The sequence below is a fragment of the Micromonospora sp. NPDC049359 genome, from assembly GCF_044466585.1.
In the GTDB taxonomy this organism is placed as follows: Bacteria; Actinomycetota; Actinomycetes; order Mycobacteriales; family Micromonosporaceae; genus Micromonospora.
Genome location: NZ_JBITMW010000005.1, coordinates 141,629 through 163,097, shown reverse-complemented (window position 1 = coordinate 163,097; position 21,469 = coordinate 141,629). Strand labels below are relative to the sequence as shown.

Annotated in this window: 18 protein-coding genes and 5 tRNA genes; 15 read left to right on the top strand and 8 right to left on the bottom strand. The window is 73.8% G+C overall.

Features of this window, described 5'->3' with window-relative positions; translation table 11 throughout:
* Positions 1–113: 113 nt before the first annotated feature.
* Positions 114–815, top strand: a complete 702-nt coding sequence (locus tag ACIBTX_RS14295; RefSeq protein ID WP_357122987.1) for a helix-turn-helix domain-containing protein — start codon at positions 114–116, stop codon at positions 813–815.
* A 68-nt stretch (positions 816–883) separates the two neighbouring features.
* Here ACIBTX_RS14295 and ACIBTX_RS14290 read toward each other — a convergent pair.
* A tRNA-Val gene (locus ACIBTX_RS14290) sits at positions 884–958 on the bottom strand.
* 47 nt (positions 959–1,005) lie between these two features.
* A tRNA-Gly gene (locus ACIBTX_RS14285) sits at positions 1,006–1,078 on the bottom strand.
* Positions 1,079–1,227: 149 nt separating this feature from the next.
* Here ACIBTX_RS14285 and ACIBTX_RS14280 point away from each other — a divergent pair.
* The 6 genes from ACIBTX_RS14280 (at position 1,228) to ACIBTX_RS14255 (ending at position 9,978) form a co-directional block, all read left to right on the top strand.
* Entirely contained in the window at positions 1,228–1,473 is a 246-nt protein-coding gene (locus ACIBTX_RS14280) for a DUF6458 family protein (RefSeq protein ID WP_357122984.1), read from the top strand.
* A gap of 102 nt (positions 1,474–1,575) precedes the next feature.
* Positions 1,576–2,310 carry a GNAT family N-acetyltransferase gene (locus tag ACIBTX_RS14275; RefSeq protein WP_357171315.1) on the top strand — a complete coding sequence of 245 codons (735 nt, stop codon included), beginning with the start codon at positions 1,576–1,578 and terminating at the stop codon, positions 2,308–2,310.
* Positions 2,311–2,398: 88 nt separating this feature from the next.
* A complete protein-coding gene (locus tag ACIBTX_RS14270) occupies positions 2,399–3,331 on the top strand; it encodes an ABC transporter ATP-binding protein (RefSeq protein ID WP_357122978.1) in 933 nt (310 codons plus the stop codon).
* On the top strand, positions 3,328–4,047 hold the full coding sequence (locus ACIBTX_RS14265; RefSeq protein ID WP_357171313.1) for an ABC transporter ATP-binding protein: 720 nt from the start codon (positions 3,328–3,330) through the stop codon (positions 4,045–4,047). The genes ACIBTX_RS14270 and ACIBTX_RS14265 overlap by 4 nt, the downstream gene beginning before the upstream one ends.
* Before the next feature lie 7 nt (positions 4,048–4,054).
* Entirely contained in the window at positions 4,055–7,225 is a 3,171-nt protein-coding gene (locus ACIBTX_RS14260; protein ID WP_357171311.1) for an FtsX-like permease family protein, read from the top strand.
* Positions 7,222–9,978 carry an FtsX-like permease family protein gene (locus ACIBTX_RS14255; RefSeq protein WP_396832549.1) on the top strand — a complete coding sequence of 919 codons (2,757 nt, stop codon included), beginning with the start codon at positions 7,222–7,224 and terminating at the stop codon, positions 9,976–9,978. The genes ACIBTX_RS14260 and ACIBTX_RS14255 overlap by 4 nt, the downstream gene beginning before the upstream one ends.
* Positions 9,979–10,074: 96 nt before the next feature.
* Here ACIBTX_RS14255 and ACIBTX_RS14250 read toward each other — a convergent pair.
* The 3 genes from ACIBTX_RS14250 to ACIBTX_RS14240 all read right to left on the bottom strand — a co-directional run bounded on the left by ACIBTX_RS14250 (position 10,075) and on the right by ACIBTX_RS14240 (position 10,340).
* A tRNA-Val gene (locus ACIBTX_RS14250) sits at positions 10,075–10,149 on the bottom strand.
* A gap of 13 nt (positions 10,150–10,162) precedes the next feature.
* A tRNA-Cys gene (locus ACIBTX_RS14245) sits at positions 10,163–10,233 on the bottom strand.
* 34 nt (positions 10,234–10,267) lie between these two features.
* A tRNA-Gly gene (locus tag ACIBTX_RS14240) sits at positions 10,268–10,340 on the bottom strand.
* 389 nt (positions 10,341–10,729) lie between these two features.
* Here ACIBTX_RS14240 and ACIBTX_RS14235 point away from each other — a divergent pair.
* Together ACIBTX_RS14235 and ACIBTX_RS14230 are read left to right on the top strand one after the other, a co-directional pair.
* A complete protein-coding gene (locus ACIBTX_RS14235; protein ID WP_357122966.1) occupies positions 10,730–11,332 on the top strand; it encodes a TetR/AcrR family transcriptional regulator in 603 nt (200 codons plus the stop codon).
* Between the two features lie 73 nt (positions 11,333–11,405).
* Positions 11,406–11,987 (top strand): TIGR03086 family metal-binding protein, encoded by a 582-nt coding sequence (locus ACIBTX_RS14230; RefSeq protein ID WP_357122963.1) that lies wholly within the window; start codon positions 11,406–11,408, stop codon positions 11,985–11,987.
* Between the two features lie 48 nt (positions 11,988–12,035).
* Here ACIBTX_RS14230 and ACIBTX_RS14225 read toward each other — a convergent pair whose 3' ends face one another.
* Positions 12,036–12,353 carry a hypothetical protein gene (locus ACIBTX_RS14225; RefSeq protein WP_357122960.1) on the bottom strand — a complete coding sequence of 106 codons (318 nt, stop codon included), beginning with the start codon at positions 12,351–12,353 and terminating at the stop codon, positions 12,036–12,038.
* Positions 12,354–12,568: 215 nt separating this feature from the next.
* Between ACIBTX_RS14225 and ACIBTX_RS14220 the strand changes: the two genes are divergently transcribed.
* On the top strand, positions 12,569–15,493 hold the full coding sequence (locus ACIBTX_RS14220) for a M36 family metallopeptidase (RefSeq protein ID WP_396832548.1): 2,925 nt from the start codon (positions 12,569–12,571) through the stop codon (positions 15,491–15,493).
* A gap of 45 nt (positions 15,494–15,538) precedes the next feature.
* Here the strand turns inward: ACIBTX_RS14220 and ACIBTX_RS14215 are convergent, their stop codons facing one another.
* Complete coding sequence (locus tag ACIBTX_RS14215) at positions 15,539–16,390, bottom strand: hypothetical protein (protein WP_396832547.1); 852 nt, start codon at positions 16,388–16,390, stop codon at positions 15,539–15,541.
* Between the two features lie 174 nt (positions 16,391–16,564).
* Between ACIBTX_RS14215 and ACIBTX_RS14210 the strand changes: the two genes are divergently transcribed.
* Positions 16,565–17,233 carry a class I SAM-dependent methyltransferase gene (locus ACIBTX_RS14210; protein WP_396832546.1) on the top strand — a complete coding sequence of 223 codons (669 nt, stop codon included), beginning with the start codon at positions 16,565–16,567 and terminating at the stop codon, positions 17,231–17,233.
* 9 nt (positions 17,234–17,242) lie between these two features.
* Positions 17,243–18,424, top strand: coding sequence for a cytochrome P450 (locus tag ACIBTX_RS14205; RefSeq protein ID WP_396832545.1), 1,182 nt, complete (start codon positions 17,243–17,245; stop codon positions 18,422–18,424).
* Here the strand turns inward: ACIBTX_RS14205 and ACIBTX_RS14200 are convergent.
* Entirely contained in the window at positions 18,398–18,691 is a 294-nt protein-coding gene (locus ACIBTX_RS14200) for a hypothetical protein (RefSeq protein WP_357122949.1), read from the bottom strand. The genes ACIBTX_RS14205 and ACIBTX_RS14200 overlap by 27 nt on opposite strands.
* A gap of 116 nt (positions 18,692–18,807) precedes the next feature.
* On the opposite strand from ACIBTX_RS14200, the gene ACIBTX_RS14195 reads away from it, so the two are divergent.
* The 3 genes from ACIBTX_RS14195 to ACIBTX_RS14185 all read left to right on the top strand — a co-directional run bounded on the left by ACIBTX_RS14195 (position 18,808) and on the right by ACIBTX_RS14185 (position 21,464).
* Entirely contained in the window at positions 18,808–19,662 is an 855-nt protein-coding gene (locus ACIBTX_RS14195) for a polysaccharide deacetylase family protein (RefSeq protein ID WP_357122946.1), read from the top strand.
* A gap of 84 nt (positions 19,663–19,746) precedes the next feature.
* The gene (locus ACIBTX_RS14190) at positions 19,747–20,679 is read left to right on the top strand and encodes an ATP-binding cassette domain-containing protein (protein WP_357122942.1); all 933 of its coding nucleotides are present in this window, start codon (positions 19,747–19,749) and stop codon (positions 20,677–20,679) included.
* Positions 20,676–21,464: an ABC transporter permease gene (locus ACIBTX_RS14185; RefSeq protein ID WP_357393370.1), complete on the top strand. Its 789-nt coding sequence runs from the start codon at positions 20,676–20,678 to the stop codon at positions 21,462–21,464. The genes ACIBTX_RS14190 and ACIBTX_RS14185 overlap by 4 nt, the downstream gene beginning before the upstream one ends.
* Positions 21,465–21,469 lie beyond the last annotated feature (5 nt).

Sequence of the window (21,469 nt, the reverse complement as noted above, 5' to 3'; positions counted from 1 at the left end):
GTCAAGTGCGGCGAGCGTAATGGTGCAGTAATAGCACCGTCAAGACACTCCGTCGAAACTTACGCGACACGATCCCGTAGCGTCGGCGCTCAGAGTGATGCTATAAATGCAACATGCTGCCGTCTCAGCCGAACAAGTCGCTCCAGGATGGGCTCGACTGCCTGCAGTTGCTGGCCAGCTCCGCTGAGGCCCTCGGCTCACGCGAGGTCGCACGACGACTCGGGCTGGAGCCGTCACGGGCGAACCGGCTGCTCAAGACCCTCGCGCACATCCGGCTGATCGAACAGGACGAGCGGCGCCGCTATCGTCCCGGCCCGGGAATCCATGCCCTGGCCGCGCAGAGCCTCTTCGGGTCCGGCCTGATCCGCCGGGCGCTCGGGCCCCTCGGCGAGCTGCACGTCCACGGTCACACCGTGGCCATGGGTGTGCTCTGGCGCGACCAGATGTCGTACCTCTACCACGCCGACCCGGGCATGGACACCAGCACGGCCCTCGGCCGGATCGGCCTGTTCCCGGTCGCCCGGTCCGGGCTCGGGATGGCCCTCCTGGCCGACCAGGACGACGAGAACGTCCGCGCCATGTGGGCGACCAGCGCGAACGAGATACCGGTCGAGCAGGTCCTCGCCGATCTTGCGGAGATCCGCGAAGCCGGTTTCGCCCTGCGCTCCGGCAAGACCGAACGCACCGTCGCCGTCACCGTCGGCTCGGCACCGTACGCCGCGATCGGCATGTCCGGCCGTTTTCCCGACGCGCACCTACCTGAACTCGTCAGCGCGCTGCGCCACGCGGCGGAGAAGATAGACAAGAAGGGCTGAGGCGCAGCAGAAGCAAGACGCCCGTTACCGGAGATCCGATAACGGGCGAGCTGACGTGCTCAAAGAGATGGTGGGCGATACTGGGTTTGAACCAGTGACCTCTTCCGTGTCAGGGAAGCGCGCTCCCACTGCGCCAATCGCCCATGGTGCCCGCTCAACCCGGCGGTCAGGCCCGTCGAGACGGATCGCGAGCGGACGACGGGATTCGAACCCGCGACCCTCACCTTGGCAAGGTGATGCGCTACCAGCTGCGCTACGTCCGCACGTCCCCGGCTACCGCCGGCAACGGAGCGAACTCTACCCGATGCCAAGATCGGCCGGCGCGGGGCCCTCGGGCGACCGCGATTGCGCTGCTCGACGGCGGGGTACTGATGAACCTCGACAGCACACCACACCCCCTAAGGAGGCTGTCGTGGGTATCGGCACCAGCATCTTCCTGATCGCGCTCGGCGCGATTCTCACCTTCGCCCTCGACGCGAGCGTCGGCGGCATCAACCTCGACGTGGTCGGCTGGATCCTGATGGGCGCCGGCGTCCTCGGTCTGATCATGACGGCGTTGATCTTCCAGCGCCGCCGTGGCGCGGTCGTGACCACCACCGAGCAGCCGGTCGAGTACCGCCGGGTCGAGGAGCGGCGGGACATCGCCCCGCCGCTGTGAAGGGCTCGGATGAAACGGGCCGGCGACCTCCTCGCGAGGGTGCCGGCCCGTTTCCGTTTCCGCTGGTCAGGCCCGGCACGCGCCCGCGTTACGATCGCGCTCATGGAGTCCCTCGACACGGTGCTGGCCGCCCACCGGTCGTACCTGCTCGGTTGGAACATCGGCGCGGGCGGTGGCCCGGACCTGCCGACCTACCGCAGTGACGTGCCGCACGCCACCCTCAACGGGGTGCTGCGGGTGGCCGGGCCGACGCCCGGCGAGGCGCTCGTCGAGGCCCGGCGACGCCTGCGGGGCGTACCCCGAATCTGGTGGGTCGGGCCGGACAGCGACGTCGGCACCGCCGACGGCCTGGTCGCCCTCGGCGCGACCGAGGTCGCCCGCATGCCGATCATGACGAGGGCGCTCACCACGGCGGCCGGGGCCCCGACGGCCACCGGCGTGCACATCACCGAGACCGACGACCTCGACACCTTCGTCACGGCCTACGCCCGGGTGTCCGGCATCCCGGCCGAGGGTGTCCCGGCGACGATCGAACGGGAAAAGGCGTTCAGTGGCGACGGCACGGTGATCCGGCTGGCAGGTCGCCTCCCCGACGGCCGAATCGTCGGCACGGCTGTCGCCTGGCTCAGCCACGGTCTGGTCACGCTCTACTTCGTGGGCACACAGCCCGAGCAGCGCCGGCAGGGCATCGGCACCGCCATGACCCGGGCCGCGCTCGACCTGGCCCGGGAGCGGGGCGCCCACACGGCGGCCCTCACCTCGTCCCCCGTCGGCGAGGGAATCTACCGCCGCCTCGGCTTCCGGCCGGTGGGCGAGTTCCGGCTGTTGACCTTCTGACCGGTCGACGGCGGCTCCTCGTGCCAAACCCGAAATAACCGCACGGGGGGCATGGTCAACGAGGCCGCCGGTTGCGAGACTGCTGGGAATGTCCACCACACCGCTGTCCCTGCCGCAGCCGTCCGCGCGGGCACCCGAGTTCGGTCGGGACGCGCTCATCGTCTGCGAGAACCTGGTACGGATCTACCAGACCGGTTCGGTCGAGGTGCAGGCACTCCAGGGCCTGGACCTGGCCGTGGAGAGCGGTGAGCTGGTCGCCGTGGTCGGCGCCTCCGGATCGGGCAAGTCGACGCTGCTGTCGATCCTGGCCGGCATCGACGCCCCCACCGCCGGACGGGTCCGGGTCGACACGTGGAACCTGCTGGCGATGTCCCGCGCGGACCGGGTGGAGTACCGGCGGCACACCGTCGGGTTCGTCCGGCAACAGACGGCGAGCAACCTCATCCCGTACCTGACCGCGCGGGAGATGGTGGACCTGCCGATGACGGCGGCCCGCACCGCGAAGAAGGAGCGGCAGGAGCGCGCGGCCGAACTGCTGGACAGCCTCGGCGTCGCCGACTGCGCCGACCGCCGCCCCGGCCAACTCTCCGGTGGGCAGCAGATGCGGGTGGCGATCGCGGTGGCCCTGGCCAACCAGCCACGGGTCCTGCTCGCCGACGAGCCGACCGGCGAGTTGGACGCCGCCACGTCCGCCGAGGTCTTCGGCGTACTACGCGATGTCAACCGGCGCTACGGCGTCACCGTCGTCGTGGTCACCCATGACCCGGAGGTCAGCGGCCAGGTCGAACGGACCGTCGCGATCCGCGACGGTCGCACCAGCAGCGAGGTGCTGCGCCGCACCACCACCAACGCGGAGGGCGACACCCACATGACCGCCGAGGAGTACGCCGTGATGGACCGGGCCGGGCGGGTCCAGGTGCCCCGCGAATTCCGCCAGGCGCTGGCGCTGACCCGACGGGTCCGGCTGGCCCTGGAACCCGACCACATCACGATCCGCTCCGACTCGCGTAGCGGCGAATGAGCGAGCCGCTGCTGCGGGTTCGGGACGTGCACCGAAGCTTCCGCGCCGGACCGACCGTCGTGCACGCCCTGCGCGGCGTGTCGTTCGAGGTCGCCGCCGGTTCCATGGTGGCGCTCGTCGGCCGGTCCGGCTCGGGCAAGACCACCCTGCTCAACGTCATCGGCGGCCTGGACCGCCCGGACGCCGGCACCGTGCACGTCGACGGCACCGACGTCACCACGCTGGACGAGGACGGCCTGTCCCGGCTGCGGCGCGAGAAGGTGTCGTACGTCTTCCAGAACTTCGGGTTGATCCCCGTGCTGTCGGCCGCGGAGAACGTCGCCGCGCCGCTACGGCTGGCCCGCGTCGCCCCGGCCGAGCGCGAGCGGCGGGTCGAGTTGCTGCTGGAACTGGTCGGCCTGGCCGACCACGCCCAGCAACGGCCGGCCGAGATGTCCGGCGGCCAGCAGCAACGGGTGGCGATCGCCCGCGCGCTGGCCGCCTCGCCCCGGCTCCTGCTCGCCGACGAGCCCACCGGCCAACTGGACGCCGAGACGGGCCTGTCGGTGATGGCCCTGCTGCGCGGGGTGGCGGAGTCCGAGGGCGTCACCGTGCTCGTGTCGACCCACGACGCGGTGATGATGGCCCTGGCCGACCGGGTGATCCGGATCCACGACGGGCACCTCGACGAACAGGCGGCCGAGCAGGCGTACGAGCCCGTGTCGGACGGCCGGTGACACGACGATGCTGAGGCTCGTCCGCCGACGCGCCCGCGCGCAGTGGCCGTTACTCGCGGCCCTCCTCGGGGTCGTCACGATCGGCGCGACCCTGCTGGGCACCTGCGCGCTGCTGGTCACCCGCACCGCCGAGCGGGCCCTGGAGGTCGCCCTGGCCCGCGCCGAACCCGCCGCCGTCGACGCGACCGTCTACACCGGTTCCGTCGATGGCCCCGACGCGTCGTCCGTCCTCGCCGACACCCGCGCCGGGGTGACCTCCGCGCTGGCGCCGTTCCCGCTGACCACCACCGCGCGGGCGTCGACGGTGCTGCGGGCACTACCGCCCGCGCTCGCCCCGGGCACCACCGTCGGCCCACAGGCCTACCTGTCGGGGCTCGACGACCTGCCGACCCGGGCCGAGCTGGTCACCGGACACTGGCCCCAGCGCCCCGGCGACGCGGTGCTCCTGGAGTCCACCGCCCACCTGCTCGGCCTCGCTCCCGGTAGCCGGGTGCACCTCGGCGCCGAGCTGGCCCACCCGCCCGTCCCGGCCATCGACGTGACCGTCGTCGGTGTCGTACGCCCGCTGTCCGGGCGCGGTTGGGACCGCGACCCGCTGGCCGCGGCCGGGTCCGCCACCGGCTACCGGGACGGTCGCTTCCTGCAACCGGTAAACGCCTACGGCCCGTTCCTCGTCGACCTCGCCGACCTGGTCACCACCGGTGCCACCGTCGACCGCCTGGAGGTCACCGCCCATCCGGACCTGAGCCACGCCAACCGTCGGGACCTGGAGACCTTGGCCGGGGCCGTCGACAGTGCCGACCGACGGCTGGCCGGCGCCCTCGGCGACCGCGTCCAGCTGGCCCGCGTCGCCACCGACCTGTCGCTGACCCTGCGGTCGGCCGACGACCAACGGCACGTGACCGCCGCCGTCGTGCTCGCGATCGCCGTCCTCGGCGGTGTCCTGGCCGCGACGGCGCTCGTGCTCGCCGGCCGCCTGACCGCCGGCATCCGCGCCGACGAGACCGCCCTGCGCTCCGCCCTGGGCGCCAGCCGTCGTCAACTCGCCGCCACCGCGACCCTCGAGGGCGGGCTCGTCGCGGCCGTCGCCATCGCGCTCGCGATACCGGCCTCGTCGGCCCTGCACGCCGGCCTGACCCACCTGCCGCCACTGGACGACGCCGGCCTGACCGTCCGGCCGGCCATCACCGGCGTCCAGGTGCTCGCGGTCGCCGGGGGCACGCTGATGCTCACCGCCGTCCTCACGGTCCTGGCGATCCGTCCCGTCCCGGCGGCCGGCGAGCGGCGCACCCGCCGCGAGCTGCTGGCCCGCTCCGGCGCCGACCTGCTGCTCGCGGTGTTCGCCGCCGTCGGATGGTGGCAGCTGTACGCGCAGCCCACCGCCGCCAGCCCGCGCGCCGACGCGGTCCGGGTGCTCGCTCCGGCGCTGCTGCTCACCGCTGGCGCCGCCCTGGCGCTCCGGGTGGTGCTGCCCGCCCTGCGCGGCGCCGACCGCCTGGCCTACCGCGCCCGCGGGCTGGCGCTTCCGCTGGCGGTAGCCGAGAGCGCCCGCCGGCCCCAGGCGGTCGCCGCCGGCCTGCTCGTCGGGCTGGCCTGCGCGGCCGGAACCTTCGGCCTGGCCTTCGACGCCACCTGGCACCAGTCGCAGCGCGACCAGGCCGCGCTCTCGGTCGGCACCGACCTGGCGCTCACCCTCAGCACGTCGCCCTCGGCCGGCGATGGCGCGCTCGTCAGCGCGGCCACCGCGGGGGCGGTGAGTCCGGTCCTCGACCGTGGTATCGCCGTCGGTCAGTGGCTCGGGACCTCCGGCGAAGCGCCACGCCTGGTCGCCGTGGACACCACCCGCGCCGACGCGCTGCTGCGCGGGCCGCTGGACAGCGACCGCGAATGGGCGCACGTGGGTGCCGCGCTGGCACCACCAACCCGGGTCACCGGTCTCGCCGTCCCGGCCGGCGCACCGCTCGTACTCAGCGGAACGGCGGCCGGCGACGCCCCGCTCGTTGTGACACCCCGGCTGCTGCTGCAGGACGTCACCGGTCTGCGCACGTCCTGCACCGGTCCCGCCGTACCGCTCGACGGCCGCGAGGTGCGGCTACCCGCCTGCGCGACGGCCGACGGGCTGCGCCTCGTCGCGGTCGCCCTACCGGTCGCCGTCGACTTCGGCGACGAACCCGTGGCCGGCGGAGGAGTGGCCGTAGCCGTGACGCTGACCGTGCCGGAGGCGGCGTCCACCGACGGATCGGACTGGACCGCCACGTCCGCCCCGCCGGTACCGAGCAAGCTGAGCGACCTGAACGTCCGGCTGTCCCCCACCCCGACCGGAACCGCGCTGCGGATGGCCGCGACCGTCGAGCTCGACGGCGCCGACGACGCCGCCCGGACCCTCGTCGCCAGCGCCTTCCCGGACCCCGGTGAGGTGCCGGTCGCCGTCTCCGCCCGCTTCGCCAGCGAGGTCGGCGTCCACCCCGGCAGCAAGCTCAGCGTCACGGTCGGCACCACGCCCGTCCCGGTCGTCGTCTCCGAGGTCGTACCGGCCGTACCGTCCGCCCCCGGGGCCGTCGCCGTCCTGGCCGACCTGGACGCGCTGTCCCGCGCGCGCGTGCTCGCCGGTGACCTCACGTTCCCGGTCGACGCCTGGTGGGTCGGTCACCCGGCCGGCCCCGGCGCCGCCGAGCGGGCCACCGCCCTGCACCTGGGCACCGTCACGACCCGCGAGGTGGAGACCGCCCGACTCCTCGGCGGCCCGCTGCGCGCCGGGCTGCCGGGCGCGCTCCGGCTCGTCGTACCGGCCGCGGCCCTGCTGCTGCTCGCCGGCGTCGTCCTGCACGTGACCTGCGACCTGCAGCTCCGGGCCGTCGAGGTGGCGCGGTTGCGCGGCCTGGGGATGTCCCGGCGCGGCATCCGGGCCGTGCTGCTCGGCCAGCACGCCGGCGTTCTGCTGCCGCTGCTCGCGGCGGGCGCGGCCGTCGGCGCGCTCGCCACCCGCCTCGTCGCTCCCCTGCTCGTACGCTCCGACACCGGCGCCGCGCCCGTCCCGGCCGCCCAGCCACACTGGCCGTGGCCGGCCGAGGCCACGCTGCTCGCGGTACTGCTGGCCGGATGTCTGCTGGCCGTCGCCATCGTGGTCGGCATCCAGGTACGCCGGGCCGACGCCGCGCACCTGAGGGTGGCGCCGTGAAGCGGTTGACCCGCCGGTTCCCGGCGCCGCACTGGCCCAGCGTCCGCGGCCGGAGCCGGGCCGACGCCGGCCCGCTGCTGCTCTCCGCAGCCGTCATCGCGGCTGTCGCGCTGCTCGCCGGGGCCGTGCCGGCGCTGCTCGGCGCGGCCGCCGACGACACCGTCCAGGACAGCGTCCGCCGCGGCAGTGACGACGCGAACGTCCTCGCACACGCCGACTGGGAACGCGACGACGGTCCGACGGGTGGGCGGGTGCGGATGGAAGGCCTCGCCAAGGAGGTCGACGACCTCCGCGTCCGGGCGACGTACGCGCTCGGGCCCGACCTGGACGCCGCGCTGCTCCCGCCCATCGCCGTCGTCGACGGCCCGGTCCTGAGCATCACCGACGGCACCGCGCCACGTACCTTCCAGTTCACCTACCTGGCCGGTGACGCCGGCGGCCCGCAGGTGACCTGGATCGCCGGAAACGCGCCCGCCGGGGCCGTCCCCGACGGGTTCGTCGAAGTCCCCTACCAGGGACCGCCCTGGCCGGTGCAGGTCGGCATCTCCGAGGCGGACGCCGCCGCACTCGATGTCGGCCCCGGCGACCGGATCCCGGCCAAGGACAGCCGGGGGCGCGACAAGGACCTGCGGATCAGCGGGATCTACCGACCCACGGACACCGCCGACCCCGCCTGGCGACTCGCCCCGGCGCTCCTGCGCCCCGTGCCCGGCGCGGACGGCGTGGGGATCACCCGGTTCGCCGGTCTGCTGTCGCGCGACTCGCTGCCGGACGCCCGGCTCGCCGTCGACCAGGACCAACTGCGGCGCGCCGTCCACTTCGCCCCCGACCCCGACGCGCTCACCTGGGCCACCAGCGCGACCCTGGTCAACCAGGTGGTCACGCTCAAGGCGGCTTCCGGCTCGTCAGGCGCCCGCGACGACTCCCTGAAGTGGGAGTCGCAGCTCGACGCCACCCTGCGCGCGACCCGCGCCCGGGTCAGCGCCGTACGGGCGCAGGCGGCCGTGCTGCTCACCGGCGTGCTGACCGCCACGGTCCTGGTCCTGCTGCTCGCCGCCGACCTGCTGGTCCGCCGCCGAACCCTGGCGCTGAGCACCGCCCGGCAGCGTGGGGCGGCGTTACCCGACCTCGGCGCGGAACTGGCCCTCGAGTCCACAGTGGTGTCCCTGTCGGCCGCCGCGGTCGGGCTCGCGCTCGCCCGCGTGGTGGCGCCGGGCGTCTCGTGGAGTTGGGCCATTCCCGTGGTCCTGGCCGGCGCCGTCGCCGGGCCGGCGTTCGGCACCCTCGCCGCCGGCCGCGCCAGCCGGGACCGGCGTCAGCCCGCCAACCCGTCCGCTCGGCGCTGGTTGCGGGCGACCGGGCAGCTGCGCCGCGCCGTCGTGGAGGCCGCTGTCCTGATCGCCGCGGTCGCCGCCCTCGTCACACTGCACCAGCGCGGGCTCCTGCCGGTCACCTCCGACGGCGACACCGGCGAGGTGACCGGGGACGTGATCCTGCCGGTCAGCGCCGTCGCACTGGGCGCGCTCGTCGGCGCGCTCGTCCTGATCCGACTGCTCCCGCTGGGCGCGCGGTTCGCGCTCCGCCAGGCCCTGCGCTCGCGCCGCCCGCTGGCCGTCTTCGGTGCCGCCCGGGCGGTCACGACGGCAGGGCGCGCGCTGCCGCTACTGGTGCTGGTGAGCGCCACGGCGCTCGCGTCGTTCGCGCTCATCCTCGGCTCCACCGTCACCCGGGGCCTCGCCGACGGCGCGTGGAGCATTGTCGGCGCCGACGCCCGCCTCGACGTCGCCGCGGACGCCAAGGCCGGCACGCCCGCCATCGCCGAACGGATCGCCGCCGCTCCGGGGGTCGGCCAGGTCGTCGTCGCGCAGGTCACCGACTCGGCGCGCGTCTTCACGGACTCGACACCGTTCGCCCCGCGCCTGGTCATCGTGGACGCCGAAGCGTTCCAGCGCCTGTTGGCCACCACCCCGCTGCCCGACGCGCCCGCGCTGGCCCGGCTCACGACGCCCGGTCCCGGCCCCGGAGAGGTCCCCGCGCTGGTCCGATCGAGCGACGGCGAACTGCCGGCCGGCACGCGGTTGCAGCTACCCCGGGCCGACGCCCCGGCCATCCACCTCACCGTGGTCGGTACCGCGCCCTCGGTCGGCGGCGCCGACGACGTCGTGCTCGTGGACGCCGCGGCTCTCGCCGACGCCGGCCTGCCCGCCGTTCCAAACACGGTCTGGGTGACCGGTCCCGGCGCGGCGCGGGCGGTGTCGAACAGCGGCGTCGCCGGCGATGTCGTGTCGCGCGCCGACGTCCTGCGGACGCAGCGAGCGGCTCCGCTGACCGCGGGGCTCCTACGGCTGGCGTGGGCCGCCGCCGCGGTGCTGCTGGCGCTGGGGCTCCTCGGCCTGGCGCTCGCCGCCGCCGCGGGGGCGTCCGAACGATGGCAGACCCTGACCCGGCTGCGGACCCTCGGGCTGCGGCCACGCGACGCCCGCTGGGTGGCCGCCGGAGAGCTGCTGCCCCCGGTCGCCGTCGTCGCGGTGTGCGGCCCGCTCCTCGGGGCCCTGCTCGCACGCGCGACGCTCGGCCCTCTCGACCTGCGGCTGCTCACCGGCCAGGCCGACGACCCGGCGGCGATCCTGCCGTGGTGGCTGCTCGCCCTGCTGGGCACGGCGCTGCTGGCGGCGGCCGCCACCGTCGTACCCGTCGAGTCGGCGCTGCGACGGCGCGACCGGTTGAGCGAGGTGCTCCGCGCCGGCGAGTAGGTCTGTTTCGTGACGGCGGGCGGCCAGTTCTCTTGGAACAGCGTTGAGGCCCGTCACCGGATCCGGTGACGGGCCTCAACGATCACGTCGTACAACTGGTGGGCGATACTGGGTTTGAACCAGTGACCTCTTCCGTGTCAAGGAAGCGCGCTCCCACTGCGCCAATCGCCCGTGCTCCTTGCCGAGGTGGGGACGGGATTTGAACCCGCGTACACGGCTTTGCAGGCCGTTGCCTCGCCTCTCGGCCACCCCACCGAGGTTGCCCCCGTCATGCGTGGCGGCAGCTCCGAGCGGACGACGGGATTCGAACCCGCGACCCTCACCTTGGCAAGGTGATGCGCTACCAGCTGCGCTACGTCCGCACGCCCCCGGCTTTCCCGGGTGACGGATGAGAACTTTAGCCGAGCCGGCGAACGACTGCCAAATCGGGGTCCGTGTCGGCGCGTCCCATCCCGCCCGGTCCGACGCCGAACGGGGAGATGGCCACCACTGCAGGCGGGCTTCCTAGTCAGCTGACCTGATGTCTCAATTGACCCTCGGCCGTCACACTCCGGCATCATCCGACGGCGGGTGCCGGCGCGGCGAACAGCCAGCGGAGCACTCCGACGGCACGCCGCCCACCTCGCCGAACTCGATCAGGAGAACGAGCCACGGCACCCCTCGGCAAGTGTCCAACTTCCGACTCTTACCCCACGAATCGGACGGTAGCGGTAACTGTTCGTGTTCGGGTCGATGGGCTACGGTAACGGTCGTGACGAGACGTGCGGCCGAGATCCGCCTGGATGCCCTGCTGCGCACGGCCTGCGACGTGATCGTGGAGCGGGGTCTGTCCAACACACGAACCGCCGACGTGGCGCAGGCCGCCGGGGTGAGCCAGGCACTGGTGTTCTACCACTTTGCCACCAAGGAGCGGCTGCTCGCGCAGGCCTTCGCGTACGCCGTCGAGCAGGATCTGGCCCGCCTGGACGCGGTCACCCGCTCCTCCGCGCCACCGCTGACGAAGCTCCGCCGGATCCTCAAGCTGTACACCCCCGCCGGCCGGGCGACCTCCTGGTCGATGTGGATCGACGGCTGGTCCGAGTCGCTGCGCACCCCCGAGCTGGAGAAGGTGTCCCGCCGGCTCGACCTACGGTGGCGACAGGATCTCGCCGCCGTGATCTCCACCGGAGTCGCCGACGGCACCTTCCAGTGCGCCGATCCGGACGGGGCGGCCTGGCGGATCAGCGCGGTGATGGACGGCCTCGCCGTGCAGCTCGCGGTGCACGACCGGGTCATCTCCCGGCGACAGTTCGGGGAGTGGGTGCGCCTGGTCACCGCCCGCGAGCTGGGTCTGGACCCGACCGACCTGGACTGAGCGGCCGACCGCGCCATACGCCAGGCCGGGCAAAACGGCTCGGGCCGGCGTGCCGAACGGAACAATCGACGGCATGGATCTGCTGGAGGCGTACCGCCGGAGCCTGGCCGAGTTTGTCGAGCGGGTGGACCAGATCGGGCCCGATCAGTGGTCGGAGGAGACACCCTGCTCCGACTGGGACGTCCGGACCCTGGTCAACCACGTGGTCGGCGAGGACCGGTGGAGCGTCCCCCTGCTCGCCGGTCGCACCATCGACGAGGTCGGCGACCGCTTCGACGGGGACCAGCTCGGCGCCGACCCGCTCCGGACAGCCCGGGAGGCGGCCGCGCAGGCCGAGATCGCCGTCACCCACCCCGGCACGATCGACCGCACCGTGCACCTGTCGGCCGGCCCGACCCCGGCCGCCGAGTACGTCCAACAGCTCCTCGCCGAACACCTGATCCACGGCTGGGACCTGGCGGTGGCGATCGGCGCCGACCCACGGTTCGACCCGGACGCGGTGCACGTGTGCGCCCAGTGGTTCGCCGGCCGGGTCGACGACTACCGACGCGACAAGCTGGTCCGGGACGCGGCGCGGGTGCCCGCCGACGCCGACGAGCAGGATCACCTGCTGGCCGCCTTCGGCCGCGACCCCGACTGGGCGCCCGGCGACTGAGCCGTCACCGCCGGGCGGCTGAGCCGTCACCGCCGGGCGGCTGAGCCGTCACCGCCGGGGTCCGGCGACTGAGCCGTCACCATCGGGGTCCGGTGTTGGCCAGCGCCCGGTTGCGGCGCGCTGCCGGGCCGGCCCGTAGTGCTCCAGGTAGTTGACAACCTCCAGCAGGGAGCAGCCGACCACCGCCTGCAGCGCCAGGAACGGCAGCACCGCCGGGCCGTAGAGCACGGCGTACTGCGCCGAAAGGTAGAGGTAGGTCAGCCAGCGGTAGTAGCCGTCGGCGGCCAGCCGGGGCTCCGCCTCCTCGGGAGGGTTGCGCCGGTCGTCGCCGATGAGCAGGTCGATCACCGGGATCAGACCGAACACGACGACCGGGGTGAGCCGGCACGCCCCGGCGCCGCCGGCGCTCCCCCACAGCGCCAGAGGGGTTTGCGCCGGTCCCGCCAGGCGATCATTCGGCGCGCCGACCATCCCGGGACCCTTGCCGCTTCCTCGGCCGACTGATATCCACAGATGCGCATGCGTCACCGCGCATCGTCGGTCGGCGGCCGCCGGCCATCCCGCTCCCACAAGGAGGTCCCGTGCCACAACCGGAGTGGTCACCCCCGATGAGCCGGCGTCGACGCCGGCTCATCGCCGTCCTGGCGACGACGGCGACCCTCGCCGCGCTGCTACCCACCGGCACGAGCAACGCCGCACCCGCCGCCGCTCCCGCCGAGCGCACGTCCGGGCCGTTCGCCGAGGGGCACCAGCCCGCCGACCTCGACAACCGCACCGGTACGGCGGCACCCGACGCTCGGCAGCGCGGGCTGGCCCGCGCGGCGGACCCCGACGCGCGGTGGAACCGGCTCGGCACCCCCCAGGCGCTCGGCCCCGGTCGTACCCCCCTCGCCACCGGACTGCCCGCGGACCCGGAGGCCGCCGCGCGCGCCTACCTGACCGCCAACCGCGACCTGTACGGCATGGACGCCGCGACGGTCGCCGACCTGGACCGGGTGCTGGTCCGGCCGATCGGCAGCGGTGCGGTGGTGACCCTGCGGCAACGCTTCGGTGACCTGCCGGCCGGTCACGACGGTCTGGTCACGCTCGCGGTCAGCGGCGGCTCGGTGCTCGCCGTCAACTCCTCGCTGGCCCGGGACACCCGCGCGCCCGCGCCCGCGACCCGCACCGCCGAGCAGGCGTACGCCGACGCGCTCGCCGACGCCGGGTTGAGCCCGACGGCCGTGGCCGACCACACCGTTCGGGCCGTGGCGGTGCCCACCCCGCTGGACGGACCCCGGGCCGCCTACGAGGTGACCATGATCGGCGCGGACGCCGACCACCCGGCGGCGTTCACCAGCTACGTGGACGGCAGCACGGGCAAGGTGCTGGTCCGCGAGGACCTTGTCGACTTCGACTCGGAGAACCCGAGCTGGGCGGTCTTCCCGGCCACCCCGCCCCGCGACCTCGCCGCCGGCCAGGACCCCCGGGTCCGCTGGTGCGGCGACCCGGCCCCCGACTGCCAGGCGGCGTTCCGCGACCCGGCCACCGGGCAGCCGTGGGACGTCGACGCGGCGACCGGCACACCCACCTTCACCTCGCGCGGCAACTCGGCGAACACCGTGCTCTCCTGGGGCAACAACACCCCGGTCGGACCGGCCACACCCAACCCGGACCGCCGCTACGAGTACCCGTTCAAGGACCAGTGGCACCAGGCGAGGTGCAACCCGGAGGTGTTCACGTCCACCCAGCGCAACGACGCGGACGCGGCGATCGCGAACCTGTTCGTCATGCACAACCGCATGCACGACTGGGCGTACCAGCTCGGCTTCACCGAGTCGGCGTGGAACCTCCAGGCGGCCAACCTCACCCCGTCCGGACTCGGCGGCGACGCCGAGCAGGGCCGCGCCCAGCAGGGCGCGCTGACCGGCAACCGCAACAACGCCAACCAGGGCACCCCGCGCGACGGTCTGCCGCCGACCACCAACATGTACCTGTGGCAGCCGCAGGCCGGCGGCCCGTACCCGCCGTGTGTGGACGGCGACTACGACATGACGGTGATCGGCCACGAATACACCCACGCCATCACCAACCGGATGATCGCCGGCCCGGACAGCGGGATCAGCGGCCACCAGGGCGGGGCGATGGGTGAGTCGTGGGGCGACCTGCTCGCGGCCGAGTACCTGTACCAGAACGGCCTGCGCGCCCCCGGCGAGACGCCCTTCGTCACCGGCGGCTACGTCACCGGCAACCTGGTCAGCGGTATCCGCAACTACGACCTGAGCCGCAGCCCGCTGAACTACTCCGACATCGGCTACAACACCGGTGGTCCCGCCGTGCACGCCGACGGGGAGATCTGGGGGGCCACCAACTTCCGGGTCCGCTCGGCGCTGGTCAAGCGGTACGGCCTCGGCACGACCCAGCGGCAACTGGAGTGCGCGCAGGGCAAGGTCGCCGCCGACAGGTGCCCGGGCAACCGGCGCTGGTCGCAACTGGTCTTCGACTCGTTCCTGCTCCAGGCGGCCAGCCAGGTCAGCATGCTCGACATGCGGGACAACATGCTCACCGCCGACCTGCTGCGCTTCGGGGGTGCGAACCAGGACCTGATCTGGGCCGAGTTCGCCCGCTCCGGGATGGGCCGGGACGCCGTCACCAACGGCGCCGCGGACACCGACCCGACACCGAGCTTCGCCTCGCCGCGCGGCGGCAACGCGACGCTCACCCTGCGCCCCCGCGGGGACAGCGCCGACGCGCCGATCCGGGTGTACGTCGGGGCGTACGAGGCGCGGGCCACGCCGATCGCGGACACCGACCCGGCGACGCCGATCCCGGACACGGTGGAGATGGTGGCCGGCACGTACGACCTGCTGGCCGTCGCGCCCGGCTTCGGGCACCAGCGGCTCAGCGTGGTCGCCGACGCCGGCCGGACCGGATACGTGGACCTGCGGTTGAGCCGTAACCTCGCGTCCACCGCGTCCGGTGCCACGATCAGCGGCGACGGGGTCAACCTGGACCGGGTCGCCGACGACACCGAGGCGACCAACTGGGCCTCCCTGGACGGGGTGGCCGGCCGGCAGCTCACCGTCGACCTGCCGGGCGACGGCCCGCAGACGGTCAAGCGGGTGAACGTCAGCGCGATGCTGCGGCCCGCGATCGTCGGCGACGCCGACACCGGCAGTCAGAACGCGCTCAGCGCGCTGCGCTCGTTCGCGGTGTCCGCGTGCGACGCGACGACTACCGACTGCGCGGACCCGGCGCACTGGCAGCGGATCTACACCAGCGCGGGCGACGCGTTCCCCGGCGGGGCGTACCGGGCGTACAGCCGCGACATCAACCTGCGGACGTTCGCGGTGCCCGCCACCCTCGCCACCCACCTGCGCCTGGAGGTGCTGGCCAGCCAGTGCACCGGCGGGCCGCAGTACGCCGGTGAGCAGGACGACGACCCGGCCACGACGACGGACTGCGCGACCGCCAGCCCGGCCAAGGCCCAGGTCAGGATCGCCGAGTTCCAGGCGTTCACGAAGTGACACCGTCGGGGCCGGCGGTCCTCCGCCGGCCCCGACAACCCCCGATCAGCGGCGGGCCGGTCGCCAGCCACCCGCTGGCGCCGGCCGCTCCCAGAGCCGGTCCACCGGCGGCTCCTCGGGCTCGTCGCGCGCGGTCCGGGTCAGGTGTCGCAGCCGCAGCAACAGGCCCACCCCGAGCGAGAGCAGCAACCCGCCGAGCAGGAACGCCGCCTGCACCACGCCGAACCCGCCGCTCTGCGCGACCGGACGGTTGGCCTGCGGTGGCGCCGCGTCGACCGGCTGGTCCGCGATCGGTTCCTCGGCCGGCGTGCTCTCCTGCGCCGGTTCGCTCGGCGGATCGCTGGGCTCGGCCGGCGTCGCGCTCGGCGTCGGCGTCGGGGTCGGCCTGGCCGCCGCCCCCACCACCGACCGGGTGGCGCTCTGGCGGGCCAACAGGCGCAGGTTGGCGTCGTACGCCTCGGCGGCGAGGGTGACCCGACCCTGGGTGACGTCCTCGGCGAAGGCCACCCGGTAGCGGGCGGTGACCGTGCGACCCGGGCAGAGCGTGCCCGGGTCGAGTTGCCGATCGGTCAGGCGGGCCACGTCACCCTCGGTCCGGATCTCCAGCGGGAAGTCGCCGTTCTCCTCCACCCGGTCCATCTTCACCTGGTCGAGCCGGATGCCCTGCACGCGCAGCACCATCGACCAGCGCACCTTGGCGCATCCGCCGCGCCGGTCCGTCTGCGAGACCACCGCGGAGATCGTGCGCACCTGGTCGCCGGCGGTGAACCGGGCCGGCAGGCCGCTCATCTCGGTGGCGAAGGCCGCCTGCGCCGGTGCCGCCAGGGTCAGCACCGCCCCGGCGACGCCGGCAATCAACGCTCCGAGCCGCAGCGCGTACCGCCACACGATCACCACCACCTCACTCCTTCTCGTCCCCGTAGGGAAACGCTAGGAGAAAGCGGGCGGATCACACAGACGGGTGTCTTCGCACCGGACGCCAAGCGCGAGGGGTGATTTCACCGACGGTGGTGAACCGGTCACCGCTCCCCCGCGACACGCCGGCCGGCGGGCCGCTGGAACAATCGCCAGGTGTCCGAGCTCTCCAGCACGTTCGTCCGGCTGCACGCCCGGCTGGCCCCGGTCTCCTTCGTACCCGAGGTGCGCCTGCACCAGGCGGACGAGCCGATCGGGCTCTGGGAGCTGACCGAGGGCGAGTTTTCCAGCGACCGGCCGCCGCCGTTCTGGGCCTTCGCGTGGGCCGGCGGCCAGGCGCTCGCCCGGTACGTGACCGACCACCCGGAGCTGGTCGCCGGCCGCCGGGTGCTCGACCTCGCCTCCGGCTCCGGCCTGGTGGCCATCGCCGCCGCCCGGGCCGGCGCGGCGTCCGTGCGGGCGGTCGAGGTGGACGAGCTGGCCGTCGCGGCCGTCGCGCTCAATGCCGAGGCCAACGGGGTACGCGTCGACGCCGAGTTCGGCGACATCCTCGACGGCGACGCGGGCGACGCCGAGGTGGTGCTCGCCGGGGACGTGTTCTACAGCGAGGCGATGGCCCACCGGGTGCTGCGGTTCCTGCTGCGCGCCACCCGGGCCGGGGCGCCGGCGCTGGTCGGTGACCCCGGCCGGGCGTTCCTGCCCCGGGACCGCTTCGACGAGCTGGCCAGCTACGACGTGCCGGTGCCGGAGGCCCTGGAGAGCGTACGGGTGAAGCGCACCACCGTCTGGCGGTTGCGCCCGGGCCTGCCCGGAGCCGCCGGCTAGCGTGTCGGCGTGCTCTTCTCCGGCTGGGCGTCCGCGGTCGAGGCACCCTGGCCGGACGTCGCCGAGGTGACCGACCACGTCGGCGTACGCCACCTCGTCGTCACCCGCCACGCGCTGGTCCGCCAGGTCCTCGCCGACCCGGAGCGCTACCGGCCGGACAACGCCCTGGATGCGGTGACCCCGATGCCGGTGACCGCGCTGCGGGTGCTCGCCGGGCACCGGTTCCGGCTGCCGCCGACCCTGGCGAACAACGCCGGAGCCAGCCATCCGCAGATCCGGGGCATCGTGGCGGACGCGCTGCACCCCGCGAAGGTCGCCGCGCAGCGCCCCTGGCTCACGGCCCTGGTCCGGGAGCGGGTGGCCCGGCTACGGGCCACCCTCGACGCCGGCGCGCCGGTCGACCTGTACGCGGACCTCGCGGCCGACCTGCCCCTGCTGGTGCTGGCCCGGCTGGTCGACCTGCCGGACGCGCCGGTCGGCGCGGTCAAGGAGTTCGCGCGGGCGGCGCTGGAGCTGTTCTGGGCGCCGCTGGACGACGACCGGCAGGTGGCGCTCGCCGCCGAGGTGGGCCGCTTCCACCACGTACTGCGGGAGTTCGCGGCCACCGGCGGCGGCCTGGCCGCCGAGCTGCGCGCCGCCGGGCATCCGCCCGACGTGGTGGTCGGCGCGCTCTTCTTCCTGCTGGTCGCCGGACAGGAGACCACCTCGCAGTTCCTCACCCTGCTGCTGCACCGGCTGGCCGGCGAACCGGCGGTACGCGCCGCGCTGCGCGCCGGCGACGTCGCGGTGGCCGACGTCGTCGAGGAGGGCCTGCGCCTCGAACCGCCCATCGTCACCTGGCGGCGCGTGGCTGCGGCGGACGGCGTTCTCGGCGACACGGCCGTGCCGGCGGGCACCAGCATCGTGCTGTGGCTGGCCCGCGCCGGTCGCGACCCGGCGGTCGTCGACGCGCCGGACGATTTCGTTCCCGGGCAGCGCGGATCGCGGCGGCACCTGGCGTTCGGGGCGGGGGCGCACCGGTGCGTCGGCGACGTTCTGGCCCGCATGGAGGCGGCCGTCGTGGTGGCCGAGGCCGCGCCACTGCTGGACGGGGTGACGGTGATCCGTCCGCCGTGGTGCCCGGACAATCTCACCTTCCGGATGCCGGACGCCTTCGTGGTGCGGTCAGTCGAGCGGCCCGCTGACCAGTAGCACGATGCCCCCGATAACCGCGGCGGCGCCGAGGAGCAGGAGGGCGCCGCCGACGAGGAACCGCACGGCGGCGAAGCCGACGCCGTGCCGTAACTCAGCCGGATCACGGTCGGGAATCCCCCACTGGCGATTCCACAGGTTCCTCGACAACCGGCGGGCCTCGGCGTCGACAAACCCGAACAGGTTGCAGGTCATCGTCAGCCCGATGAACCCCAGCAGCGCGCCGAAGCCGACGACGGCGAGCACTTGCAGGATCCACCGCGCCATGGGCCGCCTCCGCAGGTCGAATCGACTCGATCCGAGGCTAGGCCGGCCGGGCAAGACCGTCCGGGAAGATCGCCACGGGACGCGGAACCCGACCGTGACCCGCTATGTTTCCGGGCGTGTCATCAGCCCACCCGCGCCGCATCTCCGCAGTGGTAACGCTTCTGGCCCTGCTGGCGCTGAGTGCCTGCGCAGCCGGACCCGCGTTCCACGCCCGGCAGATCGCGGCCCAGCCGAGCCCGTCGGCCGTACCGATCCTGTCCACCACGCCGTCCCCGTCGGCCTCGCCGTCGCCGACCGCCCCGCCGGCACGCGGGACCCTGGACTGGTACGTGTCGCAGGCGCCGACCTTCCCCGCAGCGCCACCTCCGGAACCGGTGCCGCTGCCGGTGACCGGTGCGATCCCGTTCTGGCACCGTCTGCCGACCGACCAGAAGGTCGCCTTCATCACCATCGACGACGGCGGGTTGGCCCGCCCGCCGGCGGTGCCCGACTTCATCGCCCGCGCGCACATCCCGGTCACCATGTTCCTGAACTCACCGGCGGCCCAGGAGCACGACGTCTACTTCCGCCAGATCCAGGTCGCCGGTGGGGTCGTCGAGAACCACACCATCCGGCACAACTCGCTGGCCGGCCGGTCGTACGACTACCAGAGGCAGGAGATCTGCGGAGCGGCGGACAAACTTGAGACGCTGTTCGGCCAGCGGGCGACCCTGTTCCGCCCACCGTTCGGCGAGTACGACAGCACCACGCTCCGGGCCGCGCGGGACTGCGGCGCGAAGGCGGTCCTGCACTGGTCCGAGACGGTCCACGAGGGCAAGGTGCGCTACCAGACCGCGGAGAAGGTGGTCCAGCCCGGCGACGTGCTGCTGATGCACTTCCGGCCGGCGCTGATGGACGACCTCCTGGCGGCGTTGAAGGCCATCCACCGGGCCGGACTCACCCCGGCGCTGCTGGAGGACTACCTCCGCTGACCCGGGGCGACCTGACGAAAGTCAGTGCTGGTGGGTGCCGTTCGGGCGCGGCGAGCCGGGGCGGCCGACGCCTAGCGTCAACTCATGATCACATTACGTGGGTTGACGAAACGGTTCGGGTCGGCCGTCGCGGTCGACGCCCTGACCGTCGACGTCGCGCCCGGCCGGGTCACCGGCTTTCTCGGCCCCAACGGCGCCGGCAAGTCCACCACCATGCGGATGATCCTCGGCCTGGACCGGCCCACCGCCGGGCAGGCGCTCGTCGCCGGGCGGTCGTACCGGGAACTGCGACGGCCGTTGCACGAGGTGGGGGCCCTGCTCGACGCCCGAGCCATCCACCCCACCCGGTCCGGACGGGCGCACCTGCTGGCCATGGCCCGCAGCAACGGCATCCCCGCCCGCCGCGTCGACGAGGTGCTCGACACCGTGGGGCTGGACGGGCGTGCCGCCGGCAAGCCGGGTCGCGCCCTCTCCCTCGGCATGGGACAGCGGCTCGGCATCGCCGGAGCGCTGCTCGGCGATCCGCCCGTGCTGATGTTCGACGAGCCGGTGAACGGTCTCGACCCGGACGGGGTGCGCTGGGTACGTCAGCTCACGCGCTCGCTCGCCGACGAGGGCCGGACGGTCTTCGTCTCCAGTCACCTGATGAGCGAGATGCAGCTCACCGCCGACCAACTCGTCGTGATCGGCCGGGGACGGCTGCTCGCCGACGCCCCGGTCGGCGACGTGATCGCGAGCAGCGCGGTCGTCGTACGGGTCCGCAGCCCGCACCGCGAAGGGCTCGCCACCCTCGCCGCCCGTCTCGCCGCGACCGGCGGCACCGTCGAGCGGGCCGGACCGGACGAGCTGAGCGTCACCGGCAGCACCGTGGACCGGATCGGCGACCTGGCGTACGAGCTGGGGGTGCGGTTGCACGAGCTGAGCCCGCACGGCGCGTCGCTGGAGCAGGCGTTCATGGAGCTGACCGCCGAGAGCGTCGAGTACGCCGGCGGGCCGACCGGAGGTGACGCCCGATGAGCACGCGGACCGCCACGCCTACCCGTCCCTTCCCCGGCGCGCTGGCCGCCGAGTGGACCAAGCTGTTCTCGGTACGCAGCACCTGGTGGACGATGGTGGCCGGGCTGCTCGTGATGGCCGCGAGCGCCGGACAGCTGGCCATCTACGCGGCCAACTCCAACACCAACGACGACCCCGCCGACGACGCCGGCATCGTCACCGTCGGCACCGTGTTGATCGACGCGATCGAGCTGACCCAGTACGCCGTACTGGCGGTGGGTCTGCTCGCCATCACCACCGAGTTCACCAGCGGCACCATCCGGACGGCCCTCCAGTGCACCCCGGCACGCGGTCGGGTGCTGCTGGCCAAGGCCGTCGTGACGGGCGCCGTCACCTTCGCCCTCGGGCTGCTGCTCGGCGGTGTCGGCGCCCTCGTCGCCCGCCCGGTGCTGGGCGACTGGGGCAGCGCGCCCACCGCCGACACGATCGGCGACGTCGTGGCGGTCGCCACCTACCTGGCCCTGGTCGGCGTCCTCGCGCTCGGCCTCGGCGCGGCCCTCCGCAGCGCGGTGCTCACGATCATCGTGCTCTTCGCCACCCTGACGATCGTGCCGCTGTCGCTCCAGGAGCCGGACATCACCGTCCTGAACCGGATCGCCGACGTGTTTCCCGGCGTGGCCGGCGGGCACTTCCTCGCCGGGGACACCGACCCGTACCCCGGTGTGGTCGGGTTGCTGCTGCTCGCCGGGTGGGCGGGTGCCGCACTGCTGCTCGGTCGGGCCATGCTCCGCCGTCGCGACGCCTGAGGCGG

Bases quoted from the DNA above. Each gene is read 5' to 3' on its own strand.
- ACIBTX_RS14270 (WP_357122978.1), top strand. From the start codon at position 2,399: ATGTCCACCACACCGCTGTCCCTGCCGCAGCCGTCCGCGCGGGCACCC.
- ACIBTX_RS14230 (WP_357122963.1), top strand. From the start codon at position 11,406: ATGGATCTGCTGGAGGCGTACCGCCGGAGCCTGGCCGAGTTTGTCGAG.
- ACIBTX_RS14295 (WP_357122987.1), top strand. From the start codon at position 114: ATGCTGCCGTCTCAGCCGAACAAGTCGCTCCAGGATGGGCTCGACTGC.
- ACIBTX_RS14190 (WP_357122942.1), top strand. From the start codon at position 19,747: ATGATCACATTACGTGGGTTGACGAAACGGTTCGGGTCGGCCGTCGCG.
- ACIBTX_RS14200 (WP_357122949.1), bottom strand. From the start codon at position 18,691: ATGGCGCGGTGGATCCTGCAAGTGCTCGCCGTCGTCGGCTTCGGCGCG.
- ACIBTX_RS14185 (WP_357393370.1), top strand. From the start codon at position 20,676: ATGAGCACGCGGACCGCCACGCCTACCCGTCCCTTCCCCGGCGCGCTG.
- ACIBTX_RS14260 (WP_357171311.1), top strand. From the start codon at position 4,055: ATGCTGAGGCTCGTCCGCCGACGCGCCCGCGCGCAGTGGCCGTTACTC.
- ACIBTX_RS14275 (WP_357171315.1), top strand. From the start codon at position 1,576: ATGGAGTCCCTCGACACGGTGCTGGCCGCCCACCGGTCGTACCTGCTC.
- ACIBTX_RS14265 (WP_357171313.1), top strand. From the start codon at position 3,328: ATGAGCGAGCCGCTGCTGCGGGTTCGGGACGTGCACCGAAGCTTCCGC.